This is a genomic window from Streptomyces sp. Ag109_O5-1 (genome assembly GCF_003814875.1).
In the GTDB taxonomy this organism is placed as follows: domain Bacteria; phylum Actinomycetota; class Actinomycetes; order Streptomycetales; family Streptomycetaceae; genus Streptomyces; species Streptomyces sasae.
Map to the genome: position 1 here is coordinate 52,861 of NZ_RKQF01000003.1, position 17,742 is coordinate 70,602.

At 67.4% G+C, this 17,742-nt stretch carries 16 protein-coding genes and 2 pseudogenes; 6 read left to right on the plus strand and 12 right to left on the minus strand.

Annotated elements, in window-relative coordinates; genetic code table 11:
* Positions 1-3: 3 nt before the first annotated feature.
* From EDD90_RS54710 to EDD90_RS54750, 10 genes are all read right to left on the minus strand, one after another.
* Positions 4-1,281 (minus strand): IS110 family transposase, encoded by a 1,278-nt coding sequence (locus EDD90_RS54710; RefSeq protein ID WP_260328882.1) that lies wholly within the window; start codon positions 1,279-1,281, stop codon positions 4-6.
* 373 nt (positions 1,282-1,654) lie between these two features.
* Complete coding sequence (locus EDD90_RS58420; RefSeq protein WP_260328883.1) at positions 1,655-2,059, minus strand: transposase family protein; 405 nt, start codon at positions 2,057-2,059, stop codon at positions 1,655-1,657.
* A complete protein-coding gene (locus EDD90_RS58425; protein WP_260328884.1) occupies positions 2,060-2,233 on the minus strand; it encodes a hypothetical protein in 174 nt (57 codons plus the stop codon).
* 227 nt (positions 2,234-2,460) lie between these two features.
* Positions 2,461-2,706 (minus strand): hypothetical protein, encoded by a 246-nt coding sequence (locus EDD90_RS58430; RefSeq protein ID WP_260328885.1) that lies wholly within the window; start codon positions 2,704-2,706, stop codon positions 2,461-2,463.
* Positions 2,707-2,748: 42 nt separating this feature from the next.
* Positions 2,749-2,913 carry a hypothetical protein gene (locus tag EDD90_RS58435; protein ID WP_260328886.1) on the minus strand — a complete coding sequence of 55 codons (165 nt, stop codon included), beginning with the start codon at positions 2,911-2,913 and terminating at the stop codon, positions 2,749-2,751.
* 78 nt (positions 2,914-2,991) lie between these two features.
* Positions 2,992-4,038 (minus strand): S66 peptidase family protein, encoded by a 1,047-nt coding sequence (locus EDD90_RS54725; protein ID WP_123982953.1) that lies wholly within the window; start codon positions 4,036-4,038, stop codon positions 2,992-2,994.
* A gap of 318 nt (positions 4,039-4,356) precedes the next feature.
* Positions 4,357-4,785 carry a hypothetical protein gene (locus tag EDD90_RS54730; RefSeq protein ID WP_123982955.1) on the minus strand — a complete coding sequence of 143 codons (429 nt, stop codon included), beginning with the start codon at positions 4,783-4,785 and terminating at the stop codon, positions 4,357-4,359.
* An 845-nt stretch (positions 4,786-5,630) separates the two neighbouring features.
* A complete protein-coding gene (locus tag EDD90_RS54740; protein WP_185149752.1) occupies positions 5,631-6,833 on the minus strand; it encodes an alpha/beta hydrolase in 1,203 nt (400 codons plus the stop codon).
* Positions 6,834-7,089: 256 nt separating this feature from the next.
* Positions 7,090-7,287, minus strand: coding sequence for a hypothetical protein (locus EDD90_RS58440; protein ID WP_260328887.1), 198 nt, complete (start codon positions 7,285-7,287; stop codon positions 7,090-7,092).
* Positions 7,288-7,536: 249 nt separating this feature from the next.
* Complete coding sequence (locus tag EDD90_RS54750; protein WP_123982957.1) at positions 7,537-8,082, minus strand: SMI1/KNR4 family protein; 546 nt, start codon at positions 8,080-8,082, stop codon at positions 7,537-7,539.
* A gap of 565 nt (positions 8,083-8,647) precedes the next feature.
* Between EDD90_RS54750 and EDD90_RS54755 the strand changes: the two genes are divergently transcribed.
* The 3 genes from EDD90_RS54755 (at position 8,648) to EDD90_RS54765 (ending at position 11,659) form a co-directional block, all read left to right on the plus strand.
* Positions 8,648-10,642: a protease pro-enzyme activation domain-containing protein gene (locus tag EDD90_RS54755; RefSeq protein ID WP_260328888.1), complete on the plus strand. Its 1,995-nt coding sequence runs from the start codon at positions 8,648-8,650 to the stop codon at positions 10,640-10,642.
* A 133-nt stretch (positions 10,643-10,775) separates the two neighbouring features.
* Entirely contained in the window at positions 10,776-11,066 is a 291-nt protein-coding gene (locus EDD90_RS54760; RefSeq protein WP_221305246.1) for an SMI1/KNR4 family protein, read from the plus strand.
* Positions 11,067-11,155: 89 nt separating this feature from the next.
* Positions 11,156-11,659 (plus strand): DUF4265 domain-containing protein, encoded by a 504-nt coding sequence (locus EDD90_RS54765; RefSeq protein WP_123982963.1) that lies wholly within the window; start codon positions 11,156-11,158, stop codon positions 11,657-11,659.
* Positions 11,660-11,688: 29 nt separating this feature from the next.
* Here the strand turns inward: EDD90_RS54765 and EDD90_RS58445 are convergent, their stop codons facing one another.
* A complete protein-coding gene (locus tag EDD90_RS58445; RefSeq protein ID WP_260328896.1) occupies positions 11,689-12,108 on the minus strand; it encodes an integrase in 420 nt (139 codons plus the stop codon).
* Positions 12,109-12,196: 88 nt separating this feature from the next.
* Positions 12,197-12,289: pseudogene (locus tag EDD90_RS58450) on the minus strand (hypothetical protein); the annotation flags it as partial.
* Between the two features lie 1,126 nt (positions 12,290-13,415).
* Between EDD90_RS58450 and ltrA (EDD90_RS54775) the strand changes: the two are divergent.
* From ltrA (EDD90_RS54775) to EDD90_RS54785, 3 genes and pseudogenes are all read left to right on the plus strand, one after another.
* Positions 13,416-14,801: a group II intron reverse transcriptase/maturase gene (gene ltrA, locus EDD90_RS54775; protein WP_123981104.1), complete on the plus strand. Its 1,386-nt coding sequence runs from the start codon at positions 13,416-13,418 to the stop codon at positions 14,799-14,801.
* Positions 14,802-15,485: 684 nt separating this feature from the next.
* Positions 15,486-16,916, plus strand: a complete 1,431-nt coding sequence (ltrA, locus tag EDD90_RS54780; RefSeq protein ID WP_123982965.1) for a group II intron reverse transcriptase/maturase — start codon at positions 15,486-15,488, stop codon at positions 16,914-16,916.
* Between the two features lie 135 nt (positions 16,917-17,051).
* Positions 17,052-17,294 (plus strand): annotated as a pseudogene (locus EDD90_RS54785) (transposase); the annotation flags it as partial.
* Positions 17,295-17,742 lie beyond the last annotated feature (448 nt).

Consider the following 17,742-nt stretch of genomic DNA (forward strand, 5'->3'; position numbering starts at 1 on the left):
GCATCATGCCCCGACGTTACGAGCCAGCCCCACCACAGGCAGCCACATCAGCAAACTTCCAGCTCGCAGCGTCCCTGCAAGCGAGCTACACCCATCGAACAACTCGCGCTTTTGCAGGCAGTGGTAGAGCTGGCCGAGTAAGCGGTTGAACAGGTTCCTGCGGGCTGCGGCGTTCCAGTCTCCGTGCTCGTCGCGACGGCGACGATAGTGGGCTTTGGCACCAGGTGATCCGTTCGGCGCGGCGAAGGCCCAGAGGTATCCGGCGTGGTTGAGCCGGTCGTTCTTCACCCAGCGGCGGGTGATGCTCGACTTCTTGCCGGAGGCGCGGGTGATCGGTGAGGAGCCGGCGTATGCCTTCAGGCCGCGGGCGTCAGCGAAGCGGGTGCGGTCGTCGCCGATTTCGGCGAGGATCCGGGCGGCGAGCTGGACGCCGAGGCCGGGGAAGCTTGTCAGGATCTCGGCGTCGGGGTGCTGAGGGAACGCTTCTTCCACCGCCTCGGCGAGCTGGTCGGCGGCAGTGCAAGCGGCGTCGAGCTGCATGAGGAGGGCGAGCATCTGCTTGCCGAGGGCGTCCTCGACGAGCGGTGGCTGGTGGGCCCACTTGGCGCGGAAGATGTTACGGAGGCGATCGGCCTCGGCTTCGATGCCGCGCTGGCGGCCGGCACGCTTGAGGGCCGCCTGCACCTGGGCGCGGGTCAGTTGCGCTGCCTGCGTCGAGGTCGGGGCGATCTTGAGGAGCTCACGGGCCTCGGGTCGGCACAGGCCGTTGGTCCAGGTGGCGAACGCGTTCAGGGCGGCCGGGTAGTACTCGCGTAGCAGGGAACGGAGCTGGTTGGCGAGCTGTTGCCGGTTCCACAAGGCGTCCTGCTGAGCGCGTGCGAGGACGGAGATCGCCCGCCCGAGGTCGGAGTCGTCGGGCAGCGGCTGGTGGGCGTGCATGTCGGTGCGCAGGATGTTCGCCAGGACCAGGGCGTCGCCGGGATCGGACTTCTTGCGCGAGACGCTGTGCCGGTCGCGGTAGCGGGCGGCGGCCAGCGGGTTGATCGCGTACACCTTCCGCTTGCCAGTCCGCAGCACGGCGACCAGCAGGCCGCGGGAGGTCTCGATAGCGACTGGGATCGGCGTCGCCTCGGTGTCGCCGTGCTCGGCGAGCAGCTCCAGCAGGACCTTGTGGCCGACGGCGTCGTCGGTTATGTGCCGCTTGGCCACTAACCTGCCGGTGTCGTCGACCAGGGCCACGTCGTGGGTGCGTTCGGCCCAGTCGATTCCACAGTAGATCAAGGCAGTTCCTTCCTGATGTGCTGATGTTTGCGCTGGTCACGAGCGCATGCGGGCCACGCGTCGCACTAATCCCAGGCATCAACCGCTGCGCGGCGTGCCGCCACCTCACGAGCCGTTCGTGGCACCAGCACATCCCACGGGCCTCGGTCTGCGTAGGAGCTCGAATGGCTCGGGCGTATCAAGAGGTCACCGCGGAATCGGCTCGCACCACCAACACCAACGAGTGGTCCAGGGGTGTTGACACTCGCGGGTGCTGGATGCTGCCGGTCTGGCGGAAGGCGTCAAGGCCCGTTCTTGAGAAGGCATGCATCCAGCACCCGATTCGAACACCTTGGGAACTGCAGAGCTCCCGCCGAGTGCTCTTGGAAAGGGATTAGTTCTTGAGGTGGGCGAATCCGTGTTCTACCGGTGCGCGTTCGGTGGCGAGGATTCGGTTGGCGGTCTTCTGGCCGGGGGTGAGCTTGTGGGCGCGGGTGGCGGTGAAGCCGGTGACGATCACGGGGTCGCGTACGTCGTTGTCGAGGCCGCGGAAGCCGAGGTCCGCCAGTGCGCCGAGACCGGCGGCGCGCAGGTGGGCCAGAATGTGGTCGTGGCGGGCGGCCGTGATGTCGTGGGTGCGGCCGGGCCGGGCGGCGGACAGCCAGATCAGGCGGCCTTTCTCGTCGGTCAGGGCGAGGAAGTGCACGCCGTGATGGCGGTGTTTGGCGGAGTAGTTTCGTCGGTCGGCCTTTCCTGCGCGGCGCCGGGTGGGGATGAGGGTGCCGTCGATCAGGACCACCTACCCGCCCTGCTTGGCGACCTTCTTCAGGGCGCGGTCCAGACGTGGGGCCTGCGCGGCGAGCAGGGTGATCAGCTCGTCGCGCCGGCGGCGGACGGTGGACTCGGAGACGTTGTTGCCGCCGGCCATGTCGGCCAGGCGCTGGTCGTGGCGCAGCACGGCCAGGACGATCACCGTGATCCTCCCGGGCGGCAGGATCCGGCACCTGGACCGAATCGCCTTCAGGTGGCCGCAGTAGATCGGCGAGGTACTTGACGGTGCTCGTGGACAGCGGCAGAGGGCACTGGTAATCAAGAGGCCAGGTGTCCTCGGCGCGTTCTTTGGATCTCGTCACACAGTTCCAACGGCCGCCGGGGGCACCCCGTTTACGCCACCACCCCATCAAGCGCTGGCGTCCCTGGTCACAGGCAGGTGGTAAACCGGCCGTCGGGTAGTTTGCGCAGCCAGCCGCGGTCGACGGGTCTGACCAGTCTCCCGCGCAGCGGTTCCAGCTTGGCCCGCACGCTGACGTCGATTCCCAGCGCGTCACCGACCTGCCGGGCCATGACCGGTCCGGCGGCCTGCCGCACGGCGGCGAGAATGCGCTGGTAGTCCGGCGGGAGTGTGCTCTCCTCCACGCCTGACGTGCGGTGCGGGATCAGCGTCACCGCTCGTCCGCCCACCTGCCCGGGCGCCGGCGTGACCGATGCTCATTCGTTGGCGAGCTGTTCGCTCACCCGTTCAAGGACGCGTTCGGCGACGGCGAGTCCGTCGCGCTCGGCCCGTACGTCTGCCAGCTCCTTGGCCAGCTGTTCTTCGAGTTCGTCCAGTTCAGCGCGCCGCGCGGTGATCCGTTTCAGTAACTCGGGGTCCATGCACCGGATCGTACTGTGCGCCTGCTGGTGAGGGCCTGTTTCTGGTCCTTTGTGGTGAGCTGAGGGTGTTCAGAGCCGTCAGTACGTCACCGTGATCCGCTGCGCGGGGCCGTCCACGCTGACCGTTCCGCCGTACGGGATCACCAGTTGGGGATCGGTGTGCCCGAAGTCGACGTCGAACACCACCATGGTGTGTGGGGCGTACGCGGCCAGCGCACGCAGCACCGCGTCGCGCTGCTCAGCGGCGTAGCGCCGCTTGTCCCCCTCGTTGTTCGGCTGCTGGAAGGACCATGCTTTGGCGCGGCCCATCAACAGGGCTGGGAAGCGCGCCAGCAGGCCGCGCTCTCCCATGTTGCGCAGGATCCGGAAAACAGCCTCCCCGCTCGGCATTTCCTCTGATGTCTCCAGGAACAGCACGCCGCCCTCGTAAACGGCAGGATCGCGTTCGATCTCGCGGTCGGCCATCAGCAACCACGACAGGATTTCCAGGTTGCCACCCCAGGCACGGCCGGTGACGACGTGGTCGGGCTGATGCCAGATCCAGCCGTCGGCGGGCTGCGAGTCCGGTTCCGTCTCGAAGGTGGCCGGGTCGGCCCAGTCGCGGGCGGTGTCGCGGTAGCGCTTGGCGGGGTGGAGTTCGTAGGGGCCCGAGGTGAACAGGGCCGCGCGCACCGACTCGGCGGTGGTGGGATGGAGTGCTGTCGGGCGGCCGATCTCGGTCATCACGCAGGCGCCGTGATAGGCGACGATGCCCAGGTTATGCAGGAAGAGCAGCAGGTTGGTGTTGTCGCTTGAGCCGAAGAACGGCTTGGGGTTGGCGCGGATCAGCTCGCGGTCCAGCAATGGAAGCACGGTGATCTGGTCGTCGCCACCGATGCTGGCCATCACCGCCCTGACCGAGGGATCGGCGAACGCAGCGTGGATATCGTCGGCGCGTTCCCTGGGCGTGGATCCCATTTTGCGAGTGGTCGGGTACTCCACGGGTTCGAGGCCGAAATCCTCACGCAGACGCTTGAGCCCCAGCTCGTATGGAAGAGGGAAGAGCCCGGGCAATCCGGACGAAGGGGAGATGATCGCTATGCGATCACCGGGCACAGGCTTTGGAGGATAGGCAGGTGAGGTCATGGCCGTCAGGCTAGAGGTCTGAGCGACTACTGATCATCTTCATTTCGGACGGGGATTCTCCGTCCATCGACTTCAAGCAAGAACCCAACTCATCCCCTGACGGACGATCTACTTTGCGGACTTCCGCCCACGGCCAGCGCGAGTACCCCGAACGACCGTCACGCCAGCCCTTTGACCTGCGACTTCAAGTTGGCGGAAGCTCCATGCGCACCATCCGGCAGGGGCGCGCTCCGTCGCGCACAACTCACCGCGCCGCGCGCACCCGATGCGCACCGAGGCGCGCGGCCGACGACATCGACCGCGCGCCTCACCGGTCCCTCAGGCCGTGGCCAGTCCGTACCCGCTGCCGACGTTGCCGCGGACGTCGGCCAGGAACTGGTGGACCTGGTCGACCTCCTGCATGCACTCGATCAGGAACCCTGCCGCGATCCAGGCAGCTTGCGCCCCGCCACCGGCCAGGCACCAGCGCTTGAGGTACCGGCTCGCCACGGCCACCAGCTGCCCGAGGACGTACCCGGACTCGCAGTCGGTGTGCTCATCGGGCACGACGCTGATGTAGTCGGCCAGCAGCAGCGCGCCGAACTCGCCGACCAGCACCGCCAGCTCCTGGCCGTCGGCGTGGAACTCCGCGAGCGCTGCCTTGTCCTGCTCGCTGTCCTGGTACCGCCAGACCAGCTCCACATAGTCGGCGGCCCGCGCGATCTGCTCCGGGGCAAGCTGGGACACCTTCGACGTCGTCGTCTCCATGACGCTTCCTCACTGTTCGCGCGCTGGGCGCCTGCTGCACCCGGCCGAACCCCTACGGTGCAGCCCCTGGCCTGTGGACAGATTCCGGAGCCGGGGCGGGCCACTGCTCATGACGTCGGTCACGGACGAACCGTCTCGTCAAGGGGGTAGTCAAGGGTCATAACGGACACCCTGGAGAGGTGGCCGTCAGGTCGCGGACAAGGGGTGCTTTCTCACGGTGGCTCCGGCCCGTACGCCTCGCGTGTGCGGCCGGACCTGTCACCGATCCGGCCGCGTACGGCCGGAGAATCCCGAGGACGCGATGACCACCGCCCCCCTTCAGCCCGTCCCGCCGACCCCGCCGACCGGGTCCCGCGGCGCTGCGACTACGAGCCCCGCACCGAGCCCTGTAGCAAGCCACGCTCCCAGCCCCGCAGCTGCGAGCCAGCGTCTGACGGTTGTCGCTGATCAGACCCCCGATTCGCCCGCCCGGGCCGGTTGCAACTCCTCTTCTCCCAGCACTGATGTGCCTGGAGAAGCGTCCCGGGCCCGGAAAGCCGCAGCGACAAAGGCCGGAGCGGACATCCGCGGCGAGGTCCTGCTCACCCTCGCTCAGCTGCGCCTGGCCACACCCCGCCAGCTCAAGGCGCTGCTGCTGCCGCACCAGCAGGGCACCGACCACGTCCGTCGCGCGCTGCGCAACCTGCTCGCCGAATCCCCAGCTCTGGTCGGCCGGACCAACCGCGCCCAGCAGAGCTACTGGTACTGCACCCCGGCTGGCCTCGCCGAAGCCTCCGCCTCCGGCGAACTAGGGTGCGTTTCAGAAGTGGATCTTGACACATCAAGATCCACTTCTGAAACGCACCCTAGTACTGGAAGGCTACTTCCGGATTGTTCGGCGAGGGGCCGTCCAGCAGCGGACTGTGGATCCCCTTCAGCGTCTGGTCGAAGAACGCTGTCACGTACTCGCGGGTGATCACCACCCCGCGTTCCGGGGAGAGGGGCGGCGTCGGGAACCCGGCCTCCTCCAGAAGCAGGTCCAGGTCGGTGAAGCTGAAGTGGTCGGCGCCGGCGACCGTCAGCCACTTCTTGTAGCCGCCGAGGGCAGCCCAGCTCTGTTCCCACACGGTGTAGTCGTCGCCGCCGGGCGCGTGGTTGACGGCCGCACCCAGCATGAGGAACGGCCGGTTGATCTGGCCGGGCATCGGGGCCGGGTGGAAGGTGCCGTCCATGTTCACTCCGGCCCGTACTCGCGGGTCGGCGATCATCGTGGCGGCGGCCGCCGCTCCGCCGAGGGAGTGTCCGGCCATGCCGATCTCGTGCTTGTCGATGAGGTGGGCCAGGGGCCACCCGGTATTGCCATGCGTCAACTGGTCGATCGCGAAGGACACGTCCAGCGCGCGGCTGGCGGCGACGGAGTCGAAGTCGAGCGCCGGGTCATCGCAGATCGCGCACGGCGGCGTCTGGCCGTTCGCCAGCGTCTCGCCGCTGTCCTCGTAGGTGTGGCCGACGAGCGCGACGACGTAGCCGTGACTGGCCAGGTCGGTCGCGAGCGAGGTGAGCGTCATGCGCGGGTCCTCGTACGCGGGTGAGAGGACCACCAGCGGATGCTTGCCGCGTTGCGGCCGCGCGCCGTCGAAGGCGTGAGTGGTGACGCTGGAAAGGTTCTGTGGGGTGACGCCGGAGCTCGCCGGTAACTTCCGGTGCTGGATGGCTCCGGCTGCCTCGGCGAGGGTCATGTAAGGGGCCGGAGTCCCGGTCCCGGGGACGGCCGGGTAGACCATCGTGACGGTCAGTTGGCGGGGGCCGGATGACGGCACCCACGGGTCGGGACGGCTCGCATCGGTGAGGTGGATGACGTCCTCGCCGGCGGCGTAGGGGCCGGTCGGCGCGGGGAGCGTGCCCTGGAAGGACGGCGTGGGCGCGGCGGCAGTTGTGGCGGCGGTCGCGTGCAATGTGGGCGGCGGGGTCGTGGCAGCGAGTCCGGTGCCGGTCGCGGCCACTGATGCGGCGAGACCTAGGATTGCGACAGCGCTGATACGGCGCTTGCGGTTCGAGGTAGTGTTCACGGGCACGATCCTGCCCGGCCCCGCCCTGACGCTCGATCATGCGGGCTTCCCTCTTGAGGGTGGTGCTGGCTACACCCTGAGATCCCCAGCGGGCGAGGTTCCCTTCGCTGGCATCGTCGAGCGCCACCTTCGTCTTGGCCTACGACGAACACGACGCCAAGCCCTACGGCTGGACCTACGACGGCAGCCCACTCAAAGCCGCATGAACCCCCGAAGGATCAACGCGGCGCTGCACTAGGCCGCTCCCGGGCCATCGTCAGGGCCGAAGTTGCCGTGCCTGCGGGTCGAAGCAGTTGAGGCCCATCGACGAAGCCACCCCCGACGCGTAGGCAGATGCCTCCACCGCCATGCTCCAGCGCATGGGGAAGTAGATCAGCGGACCGCGGGCCTCCCCGATCAGCGGACCGGTCGACCACGGCGAGATGTCGTCCTCGTCCTCGTGAGATCTGGCCACCGCTCCAAGAGCGCGGAGACGAAGGTCGCTATTCGCTCCACTGGAGGAACCGCTGGCTCCTCCGTGTCTATGTATCGGTCGTACAGATCGGTGAAACACCGGGCCGCAGCGGCGTCATCCGCTGGCCGCTCGCCCTCCCACACAGCAAGGTCATAACTCATAGGCGCAGCCTGCCCCCCTCACCGACAGCAGTGTCCCGTGCCAGCAAAAGTTGAGCCTGCGCCATCCAAGTTTGAGTGGCTGGGTCAACTACTGCAGCCACTCGGTGTACCAGGTGCGAAAGCAGGGGCTCACTTGGACGAAGCCACCCCAGTCCGGGTCAATCTGCCAGACCTCGCCCTCTCGTGGGCCGTTCAAGACCAGCCTGATGTAGATGCCGCAGCCCTCTTCGGCCAGCATGAGCGTGCCCCCGGTCAGCTCACCGGTCGATGCGCCGATCCGGCCAGGCAGGGGTTCGGCGAGAAGGAACGGCTCGGCGAGTCGGCCCGGCAGCCGGTCTTCTTCCCACTCGTCGTCCACCGCCCAGTCCTCGCTGGCCTCCGGGCGAGGGACGGTCAACGGCATCAACCCGTGGCCGGGCCCAGCAGGCCCGTTGCCCACCTCCGCGACAAAGGACCGGTACTCCGCCGACAGATTGATGCCGTGGACTTCCTCGAACGCCCTGATCTCCGCCTCCGGCAGCGCTGGCGCCAGCTCGTACCGGTGTGTGCCCGCCCCGAAACGCGACCGCTCCGGGTCTCGTGCCGCCATGTCCCGTATCCGAGCGCGGACACCGCCCTCGTCCCAGCTCTTCATCCACCGACCGTAGCAATGACGTCTGCGCCCGGTCCGCCGCACCTTCGCGCTACGCGGCTGCTGGTGGTGCTCGCGCCGTGCCTCATGGCTGTGGCGACATGACGGCCGTGGAACCGGGGTGCTGATGGCGTCCTGCCCAGGTCTCGGACCAGCGCGCTCAAGCTCCGGTGGCACGGACCAGATCATCTGAGACGGCAAGCGAATCGGACCAGATCATCTGAGACAGGGACCAGATCGCCTGAGACAGGATAGCTCGGAGCGGCAATCGACCTGGGGTTTGGGCAGTTCTGATCGCGGCAGTTGTCACCGTTTGGTCGTTCCATCTGTCACTAGCGCCCACTTTTCGCTCTTGTTGTGACCGAGATCGGGCTTCGCCCGTGGCGTCGGCCCGAGGTCGGCATGAATACGGCCCACGCGCTTCGCCGGAGGGGACGAGTTTGCGTTCGGCCGCAACCGGGCGTTCGCGGACTGCGTCGTACGCGCGTGACAGCGGCGGCTGTGGGGCCGTTGTGCTTGCAGGCGGGAGGAAGCATTAATGGGAGGAATTCTTCGCACGGGGGCCGTGATGGCAGTCTGTGCGGCGGTGGTGGCTGCCGGGGGCGTCGCAGGGGCATCGGGTTCCGTGCGGGCGGCGTCGGCCGACGTGGTGCCCGGGTCGGTGCCCGCCGCGGTGGGCACTGCCGCGCGGGTGGGGGCCGCGCCCGCGTCGAAGCGACTGACGGTCCAGGTGTGGCTCAGGCCGGACGTGGCGCGCGCTGCAGCGTCCGCGGACGCGGTGGTGACGCCGGGCAGCCCTGATTTCCACCACTACCTGAGCCCGGACGCCTACACCGCCAGGTTCGGCCCCTCCGCCGCGCAGGCCGGGGCGGTGGCAGCGTGGCTCACCGGCAAAGGACTGACGGGAGTCCAGGTCGACGGCGGCCGCGACTACGTGTCGGCGACGGGGCCGGTCTCGGTGGTCGAGTCGGCCTTCCAGGTGCGGATCGGCCGGTACCGGGCCAGGGATGCCGCAAGCGGGTCGTCCGTCGGGCCGGCAGTGTTCACCTCGAACGACCGCGAGGTGTCGGTGCCCGCCCCGCTGGCCTCCCTCGTGCTGGGTGTGACGGGGCTGAGTAGCGCGGCCGCCACGTCACGGAGCACCACGACGTCGGCCCCTCAGAGCCGCGCGGCGGCCAGGACGGCGACGTGCTCCCAGTACTGGGCGCAGCACGCGCATGCCCTGCACCCCGCTTACAAGGGGCTGACCCGGGTCTCGCTGCCGGTGTGCGGGTACTCCGCCGCGCAGCTCCGCGCCGCCTACGGGGCGACGTCGCGGGACACCGGCAGGGGCCAGACCGTGGCGCTGACCGAGAGTGCGTCGCCGACTGCGATGTTCTGGACGCTGACGGCGTACGCCCGCAGCAACCACCTGCCGCTGCCGAAAAGCTCCCAGTTCCGGCAGATCCAGACCGGGGCCTGCCAAGCGTCCTCGGCGGTGACGGACCGCGCGGCGCAGTCGCCCTCTGTGGACGTCGAGGCGGAGATGGACTCCGAGGCCGTCTACGCCATGGCGCCGGGCGCGAACCAGGTGATGGTGGTGGGCGACGGCTGCGACGAGGACCAGTCGCTGCTGAACGCGGCTTCGGCCGTGCTGACCGGGGACGGCCACCACCCCTTGGCCTCCATCGCGTCGAACTCGTGGCAGATCCCACTGGGATCGGTGTCGCCGCGGATCGTGCACGCCATCGACGTGCGGGCCGCAGCCGAGGGGGTCGGCATGTACTTCGCCTCCGGCGACACCCCGGGTCTCACCGTCACCGACTCCGACGCGTACGCGGTGGCGGTCGGTGGCACCACCCTGGGCATCGGGGCCGCGAAGAACCGCGTGTTCGAGACCGGCTGGTCCGACGACCTCGGCTCGCTGAGCAGCGGCAAGTGGACCGACCTCGGCGTCAGCGGAGGCGGCGGGGGCGTCAGCGACGTCTACCGGCAGCCGTCGTACCAGAAGGGCGTCGTCCCGGCGTCGATGGCTCGGGTCAAGGTGGCCCACAAGACGGTGCTCGGCCGGGCCGTGCCCGACATCGCCGCCGACGCCGACCCCGACACCGGCATGCTGACCGGCTACACCGACACGGACAGCCACGGGAACCCAGGGCGCTACCGCACCGTGTCGAGCGCCGGCACCAGCCTGGCCACCCCGCTGGTCGCGGGCCTCGTCGCCGACGCCCAGCAAGGGCAGAAGTCGCCCTACGGCTTCATCAACCCGCTGCTCTACCGCCTGGCCCGCACCCATGCGTTCCACGACGCCCTGCCGATTAGCACGTCCACGCCGCAGCGCAACCGGGCCGCGTACATCGCGCCCGACGACACCTCCACCAGCGCGAACGTCGACGTCTTCGACACTCAGAAACGCTCCGACACCCAGCAGGTGACCGCCAAGGGCTACGACACCATGACCGGCATCGGCACCCCGAACGGCGCCGCCTTCATCGCCGCCCTGCGCCGCGGCTACTGGATCCATCCCGGCGGCTCCGGCCGCCGGGATGGATCCACCGAGCGAGGCCGTGCCGATGGACAGTGACGTGCTCATCCGAGACGGGCGCGGCCACCCTGCAGGCCACCAGTTCCTCCAACTCCTGCAGGCATACTCAGAGGAAGTTGCCCGCCAGATCGACCACCCCGTCCAGGCCCAGTGACAATGTGAGGCCAACGGCGTGATCGGCCACAGCGGCGTAGACACCGTGTGGTCCATTGGCCAGATCATCGAGCAGAACCTATTCTTCCGAACCGACGCTTCCTTCGCCGGGTTGTACATGCCCTTTGACCCCCTGCTGTTCTTCGGAGACAACGGCGGCGGCGACCAGTTCGCCTTCGTGCAGTCGCCAGAACGCCCGGACATCTTCGTCTGGGAGCACGAGACCGACAGCCGCAGGTGGGTGGCCGGACACCTCAAGGACTACCTGGAACGCTCGCTCCGCGAGGGCGGAGACGAGTGGTACCAGTAGTCGGCCAAACAACGCGATCAAGGTAGCCCTGAGCGGGGGCCTCCGCGCGCGATGGCGATGGGGGGCACTGATGAGCGATCATGTCGCCCATGACTTTGTCGACGTTGACCGAACCCGACGGAGCTGAGGACTTTCGGATCAAGGTCTGGTTCCGGTTCATGCCGCGCGAAGGCTGGCTCCCTCAGGACACCGAGGGACTGTGGGCCGCCTTGCTCAGCGAGGACACCGCGCGGGTGCAGAACGTCCCACTGCTCCAGGAGGGGGTGGCCGAGGGCGATGTCGTCCGATTCACCACGGACACCGAGGGCCGGCACTGGGCCGTGGAACGCGTGGAAGCCTCCGGCAACTGCACGATCCGAGTCCTTCCGGTGCCCGCCGGACCGCTCGGCCGGAGCGCGCAGGCTGTGCATGAGCGGTTGTCGCCGTTCGGGTTGGGCGGCGAGGTCTTCAGCGACGAGTTCCCGCTGGTGGCGTTCAACGTGCCTGCGAGCTCGGACCTCGCAGCCATAAAGTCGCTGCTGGTTCATGGAGTGGCCGAGGGCTGGTGGCACTTCGAGACTGCCTGCGTCACCGACGATTGGATCAATGCGTAGCGGTCTTCCTGTGCTGGGTGAAGTGTTCATCAGCGCTCCCCGGGGATCATCGGCATGCCGAGGTCGACCGAGGCACGGGGCCGGTTTCGGGCCATTCGATCGAGGGAGGCGAGCTTGTTGCGTGCGGCCTCGGCGCTGACTTGGAGACCTTGGACCTCGCCGAGCCAGCCGTTGGCGCGCGCTTCGTCGATGCGGTCAGTGAGGTTGCGGATGATCTCTTCCAGACGCCGTCGCTGTGCCGGGTCGACTCGGAGCATCGGGCATCGGATGCAGGCGTGCTCATGCGCGCAGGGGGTTCCGTAGGGGCGGCCGCATGTTCCGAGCTCGACCTTGCGCAGTTCGAAGTGCTTTTGGAACTCGTCCCACTCTTCCTCGGTGGGCTCGCGGTATTCGGCGGCCGGCCGGTTTGCTCGTCGGGTGTCCAGATACGTCCGGTAGGAACGGATCAAGTCGTCCTGGAAGACCGCGAGGTATGCCTGAAGTGGTGTTCAGACTGCGGTGTCCGAGGATGCGGGCGGCGATGTGTACAGGCAGGCCGCCGGTGACGGCATCGGTGATGAACATCCTCCGGAAGTCGTGTGGCGTGTAGCGCAAGGGCTGTCCCGCGCGATCTGTCAGTCCTGTCCTCACGAGCGTTGCACTGATGAGCTTGTTGACCTTTTGCGAGCAATGCTCAAGACCTAATAGCAGTGCACGGCGCCGGATGACCCCTACTCAATACCCGGAGCCCTGACTCCTTTCCACAGGCAGAGGGCTCCGTCGCCGTGCACTCTTGCGAGTGAGTATCGATCGCCTCCACCAGGGCATTCATGATCGTGACCCGAGCCGTCCGTACGACCACCCGCTCCTCAACACGCGAGCCCCAGAGCTCTCTCCGAAGACCGGGACCGTGCGGCCGGCTGGGGCCACGAACAGCTCATCGGATGTCGGGCCGCCGAGCCCTCCTATTAGGTCGCTGCGTGACCCCGCACAGGCTCACACGCTGGGCAAACTCCGGGAGAACGGGCCAGAGTTGGCAATCACCTGCGGAATCGACTGGGCAGAGAACCATGTGCGCCACGAGGCGCTTGAAGTCGAGCGGAGGTGAAAGACCGTGCGCCACGAGGCGCTGTGATCCGCGTGCGGGTGTGAGACCCGCATCGGCGTCCCGTCGCAGCGGGACGGCAGAAGCAGGGGGCAGTCGGTCCCGGCGAGTCGGCCGGATCTGATGGAGAGCAGCCCCGACAACGACGGGACGCACCGGAACTACCGGACGGTGCGGGTCCGGCAAGCGAGACGGGAAGGTGGACGCGAGGAACCAGCGGTGTAAAGCCCCTTAAGACCTCCGCCAGCTCAAACCCGGTGGATCTGGGCTGGATCGCGGTGCGCACTGCCCGTACGGGCAGGAACTCCTGGATCGGATTGATCTTGCCGGTCGGGAGGCCACGGTGAAAGGACTGCGGCGTAACCGTGGCGATGCCGCAGGGGCAAAGCTGGCCGCCTCACCCGACGAGCGGATCACAGTGAACGTGGGAACCACCTCGAAGCTTTCGTCTCAGTGCGCTCTCCAGGTGCGATGGGGCGGGAAGGCGCGACGTCCGCCGACGGCCCGAGGTGGGGCGGAGGGCTGGTAGTAGTCCGAGGGCGGGAAAGCCGTCCACATGGCGAAGCAGCCCAGCGGATTCAGGTAGTTGAGGAACTGCAAGGGACGGAGACGCTGGTGAATACCGGTGATCTGTGGCCCGACCCCGATGGGGCCTGGCTGCGGGTACGACGGATGCAGACCAAGCTGCACCAATGGGCGGTCGATGATCCCGACCGCAGGTTCGATGATCTCTACAACCTTGTCCATCACCCCGACTTCCTCACCGTCGCGTGGGAGAGGGTGAGGGGCAACAAGGGCGCGCGCACCGCCGGCGTGGACCGGGTCATCCCGGCCTTCATCGCCGACGACGCCGACATCGTGGCCTTCTTGAAGAACACGCGGGAGCAGTTGAAGGCCCGCACGTTCACCCCTCTGCCGGTGCGGGAGCGCGTGATCCCCAAGCCGGGCAGCGGGGGAAAGCTCAGGAGGCTGGGGATTCCCACCGCGATGGACAGGCTCGTGCAAGCCGCGCTCGTGCTGGTCCTGGAGCCGATTTTCGAGGCGTCCTTCAAGCCGGTCAGCTACGGCTTTCGCCCCGAACGACGAGCCCATGACGCGATCGCTGAGGTGCACCATTTCGGCACCAAGGGCTACCACTGGGTGTTGGATGCGGACATCGAAGCGTGCTTCGACAACATCGCACACTCCGCTCTCCTTGAGCGGATGCGCCGACGAGTCGGAGACAAGCGGGTTCTTGCCCTGGTCAAGGTGTTTCTGAAGGCGGGCATCATGTCCGCCGATGGCGAGACCAGGGACACGAACACCGGCACACCCCAAGGCGGCATCGCCTCGCCGCTGTTGGCGAACATCGCCCTCTCAGCGCTGGATGAATACTTCTGCGCCAAGTGGGACGCTCACGGCAACGGCGGCAAGCGGACAGCACACCGCCGACGCGGAGGTGCCACATACCGGATTGTCCGCTACGCGGACGATTTTCTGATCATGGTGTGCGGCGCCCGAGCTCACGCGGACGCGCTGTGGGAGGAGGTCACGGCCGTGCTCGCCCCTCTGGGGCTCCGCCTGTCCGAGGCCAAGACCCGCGTCTGCCATATCGACGAGGGGCTGGACTTTCTCGGCTTTCACATCCAGCGGAGGCGCAAGAAGGGCACCAGCGAGCACTACGTCTACACCTATCCGTCGAAGAAGGCGCTGGCCTCCGTCACGGGCAAGGTGCGGGCGATGACGAACAAGAGAGGTCAACGCACTCTCGCCAACCTGCTCCGCCAGCTCAACTCGGCGGTGCGGGGATGGTGTTACTACTTCCGGTTCGGGTCGTCCACAGCCACGTTCCACTATCTCGACGACTTCTGCTGGCGTCGAGTGACGTTGTGGCTGAGGAAGCAGCATCCCGGGATCGACTGGAGGACTCTGCGGCGCCGCTACTTGACCGGCGAGCCCGGTTGGCGGCCCGCGGAGGACGGGATCACGCTGTTCGTCCCGCAGCGGGTGAAGGTGACCCGCTATCGCTGGCGTGGATACAGCATCCCGACACCGTGGGCGAAGACCGCGACGGTGTGAACCGCGCGGCCCCAAGGGAGTCCGTGGAGCGCCGGATGCGGTGAGAGTCGCATGTCCGGTGCGGAGGGCGGGCCGGGGAAACGGGCTGGTCACAAGGCCAGTACCGCGCCCCGGTCCGACCCCTACTTCGCCTCCTGGCCGTCGCAGCGGCCGGGTGAAGCTGAGGGCAGCCTGATCCGGGAGACGCCGGGGAGGGTGGGAGCAGCCCTGACAACGCTGGGACGTGCCAGTACTGCCAGATGGTGCGGGTCCGGTCAGCGAGACGGGAAGGTGTACGAGAGGAACCGGTGTCTGACGCCCCTTAACGGCCCACCAGCTCAAATCTGGCGGATATGGGCTGGTCGCGGTGCGTACCTGCTTCTTGTGCGAGAGCGGGTAACTCCTGGTCGCCATGTGATCCACGGCCAGGAGGCCACGGTGAATGTCTGCGGCGTAGCCGTGGCGATGCCGCAGGGGTAGAGCTGGGCGCCTCGCCCGTCGATCGACTTTCAAGTGAACGTGGGAACCGTCCGGTGTCGTCCTCGCCATGCACAGCCGGTGCGACGGAAGGACAGGCACGTCGTCTGCCGACGGCGCCGGGCGGGGCGGAGGCTCCGTAGTAGTCCGAGGCCGGGAAAGCCGGCCGCATGGCGAAGGGGGCCAGCAAGTCAGTAGTGGAAGTGCTGGAAGACCAGGAGGCCGCTGGTGAATACGAGTGATCTGCCGCTCGGCTCGTTCCGGGCTGAGCGACGGGTACTGGAGATCCAGACCAAGCTGCACCGTTGGGCGACCGACGAGCCTCATCGTCGGTTCGACGATCTGTACAACCTCGTCTGTGATCCCGCTTTCCTGGCCATGGCCTGGGAGCGGGTTGCGGGGAACAAGGGCGCGCGCTCGGCCGGAGTGGACGGCATGACCGTCACCTACGTTCGGGAACGGTTCGGCGAGGTGCAGTTCCTCGCCGAGCTGCGGGAGCAGTTGAAGTCCCGTAGCTTCCGGCCGGTGCCGGTCAGGGAACGGATGATCCCCAAGCCAGGGTCGCACAAGCGGCGCCGCCTCGGGATCCCGACCGTGGCCGACCGGGTGGTCCAGGCGTCCTTGAAACTGGTGCTGGAGCCGATATTCGAGGCGGACTTCGCGCCGTGCTCGTACGGCTTCCGCCCCAACCGGCGGGCGCACGACGCGATGGCCGAGACCCGTTTCCTGGCATCCAAGACTTATGAGTGGGTGCTGGAGGGTGACATCACGGCCTGCTTCGACGAGATCTCGCACTCGGCTCTGATGGACCGGGTGAGGGCTCGGATCGGAGACAAACGCGTGCTCGCGCTGGTGAAGGCGTTTCTGAAGGCGGGCATCCTCACCGAGGTTGGCACCTCCAAGGAGACCGTCACCGGCACCCCACAAGGCGGGATCCTCTCGCCGCTGCTGGCCAACGTGGCCCTCTCGGTCCTGGATGAGCACTTCATCCAGATCGAGGGCGGACCACAGACCAGCCCGAAGCGACGGTTCACCCGGCGCCAGAAGGGGTTGGCCAACTACCGGCTGATCCGGTACGCGGACGACTTCGTCATTCTGGTCTCGGGCACCCGCGCTCACGCGGAAGCACTGCTTCCCGAACTGGCGGAGGTCCTCTCTACCGTGGGCCTGCGGCTCTCGGAGGAGAAGACACTGATCACGCACATCGACGAGGGCCTCGACTTCCTCGGCTGGCGCATCCAGCGCCACGAGAAGCGGGGAACCGCCCGGCAGTACGTCTACAACTACCCGGCCAAGAAGGCACTTCGGTCCATCAAGGCCAAGACGAAGACGCTCTGCCGTATGAACGTCAGCCTGCCGCTGGCAGTCCTGCTGCACAAGCTCAACCAGGTGCTGCGGGGCTGGACCGCCTACTTCCGCCCGGGAGTGTCGGCCCGGGCCTTCCAATACCTGCGCATGATCGTCTGGCGTCAGGTCTTCGGATGGCTCCGTCGCAAGCACCTCGGCACTGGATGGAAGGAGCTCCGTCGGCGTTACTGCGACGGCGGATGGTGGCCACACGACGGGGACGTCGTCCTGTTCAACCCGGGCTCGGTAGTCACCACGCGATACCGGCCCAGAGGGACGGTCATCCCGTCGCCCTGGCCCAGCACGATCTGAGGAAAGCAACTGCTCAACGGGGCTTGTGGAGAGCCGGATGCGGGGCCAACTCGCACGTCCGGTTCGGGAGGGCGGCGTGGAGAAACGGGCTGGGAGGAATCCCAGTACCGCGCTCCGCGCCGACCCCACCACGACGTGGCCTTGGTGGACGAGGCCGGACAGCTCGTCGCCAAGCGTCGCATCAACGACGATGCGGAGGGCTACCGCCAGCTGCTCGGCATGCTGGCCGAGGCGGGAGACAGCCCGCAGGAGCCCATCCCCGTCGCGGCCGAGACCGCCCGCGGTCTGCTGTTCGCTTGCCTTCGCGCCACTGGCCGCAAGGTGTACTCGATCAACCCGATGGCGGTCGCCCGCTACCGCGAGCGTCACCGTGTGACAAATCCGCTAAGGATCACTGCATGATCGATACGCTGAGCTGTTGGTCTAGTGATCGTTACAGGATTTCTGGTTGTTGTGACGTGTCGACCTGAGCTGGGGTTTCGGCAGAGGTTCAGGAGCCAGAGAGGCTTCTGAAGTGCGAGTTCAGTGATCGCTTCGGAATGTGGTGATCGTCGCAGGATTTCCTATTGCCGGGCACCAGTAGGGTGCGCGGGATGAACGTATGTGTCGAAGCCTCGTTCGATGCTGCTGTGCCGGGCAGTCCTGGGGCATCGCTGGTCCGGTGGTTTCGTGCCGCCCGCACCGGGCTGTACCGCGCCCTGGTGGAGGCGGGGGCCAGGAGCGGGGGAGGCGTCGTCTCCGAGGCACAGGTCAGACCGGACATCGACGACGTGCCGCGACGCTTCCCCCACATCGGGCAGGCATGGCCACAGTTCGAGGAGGAACT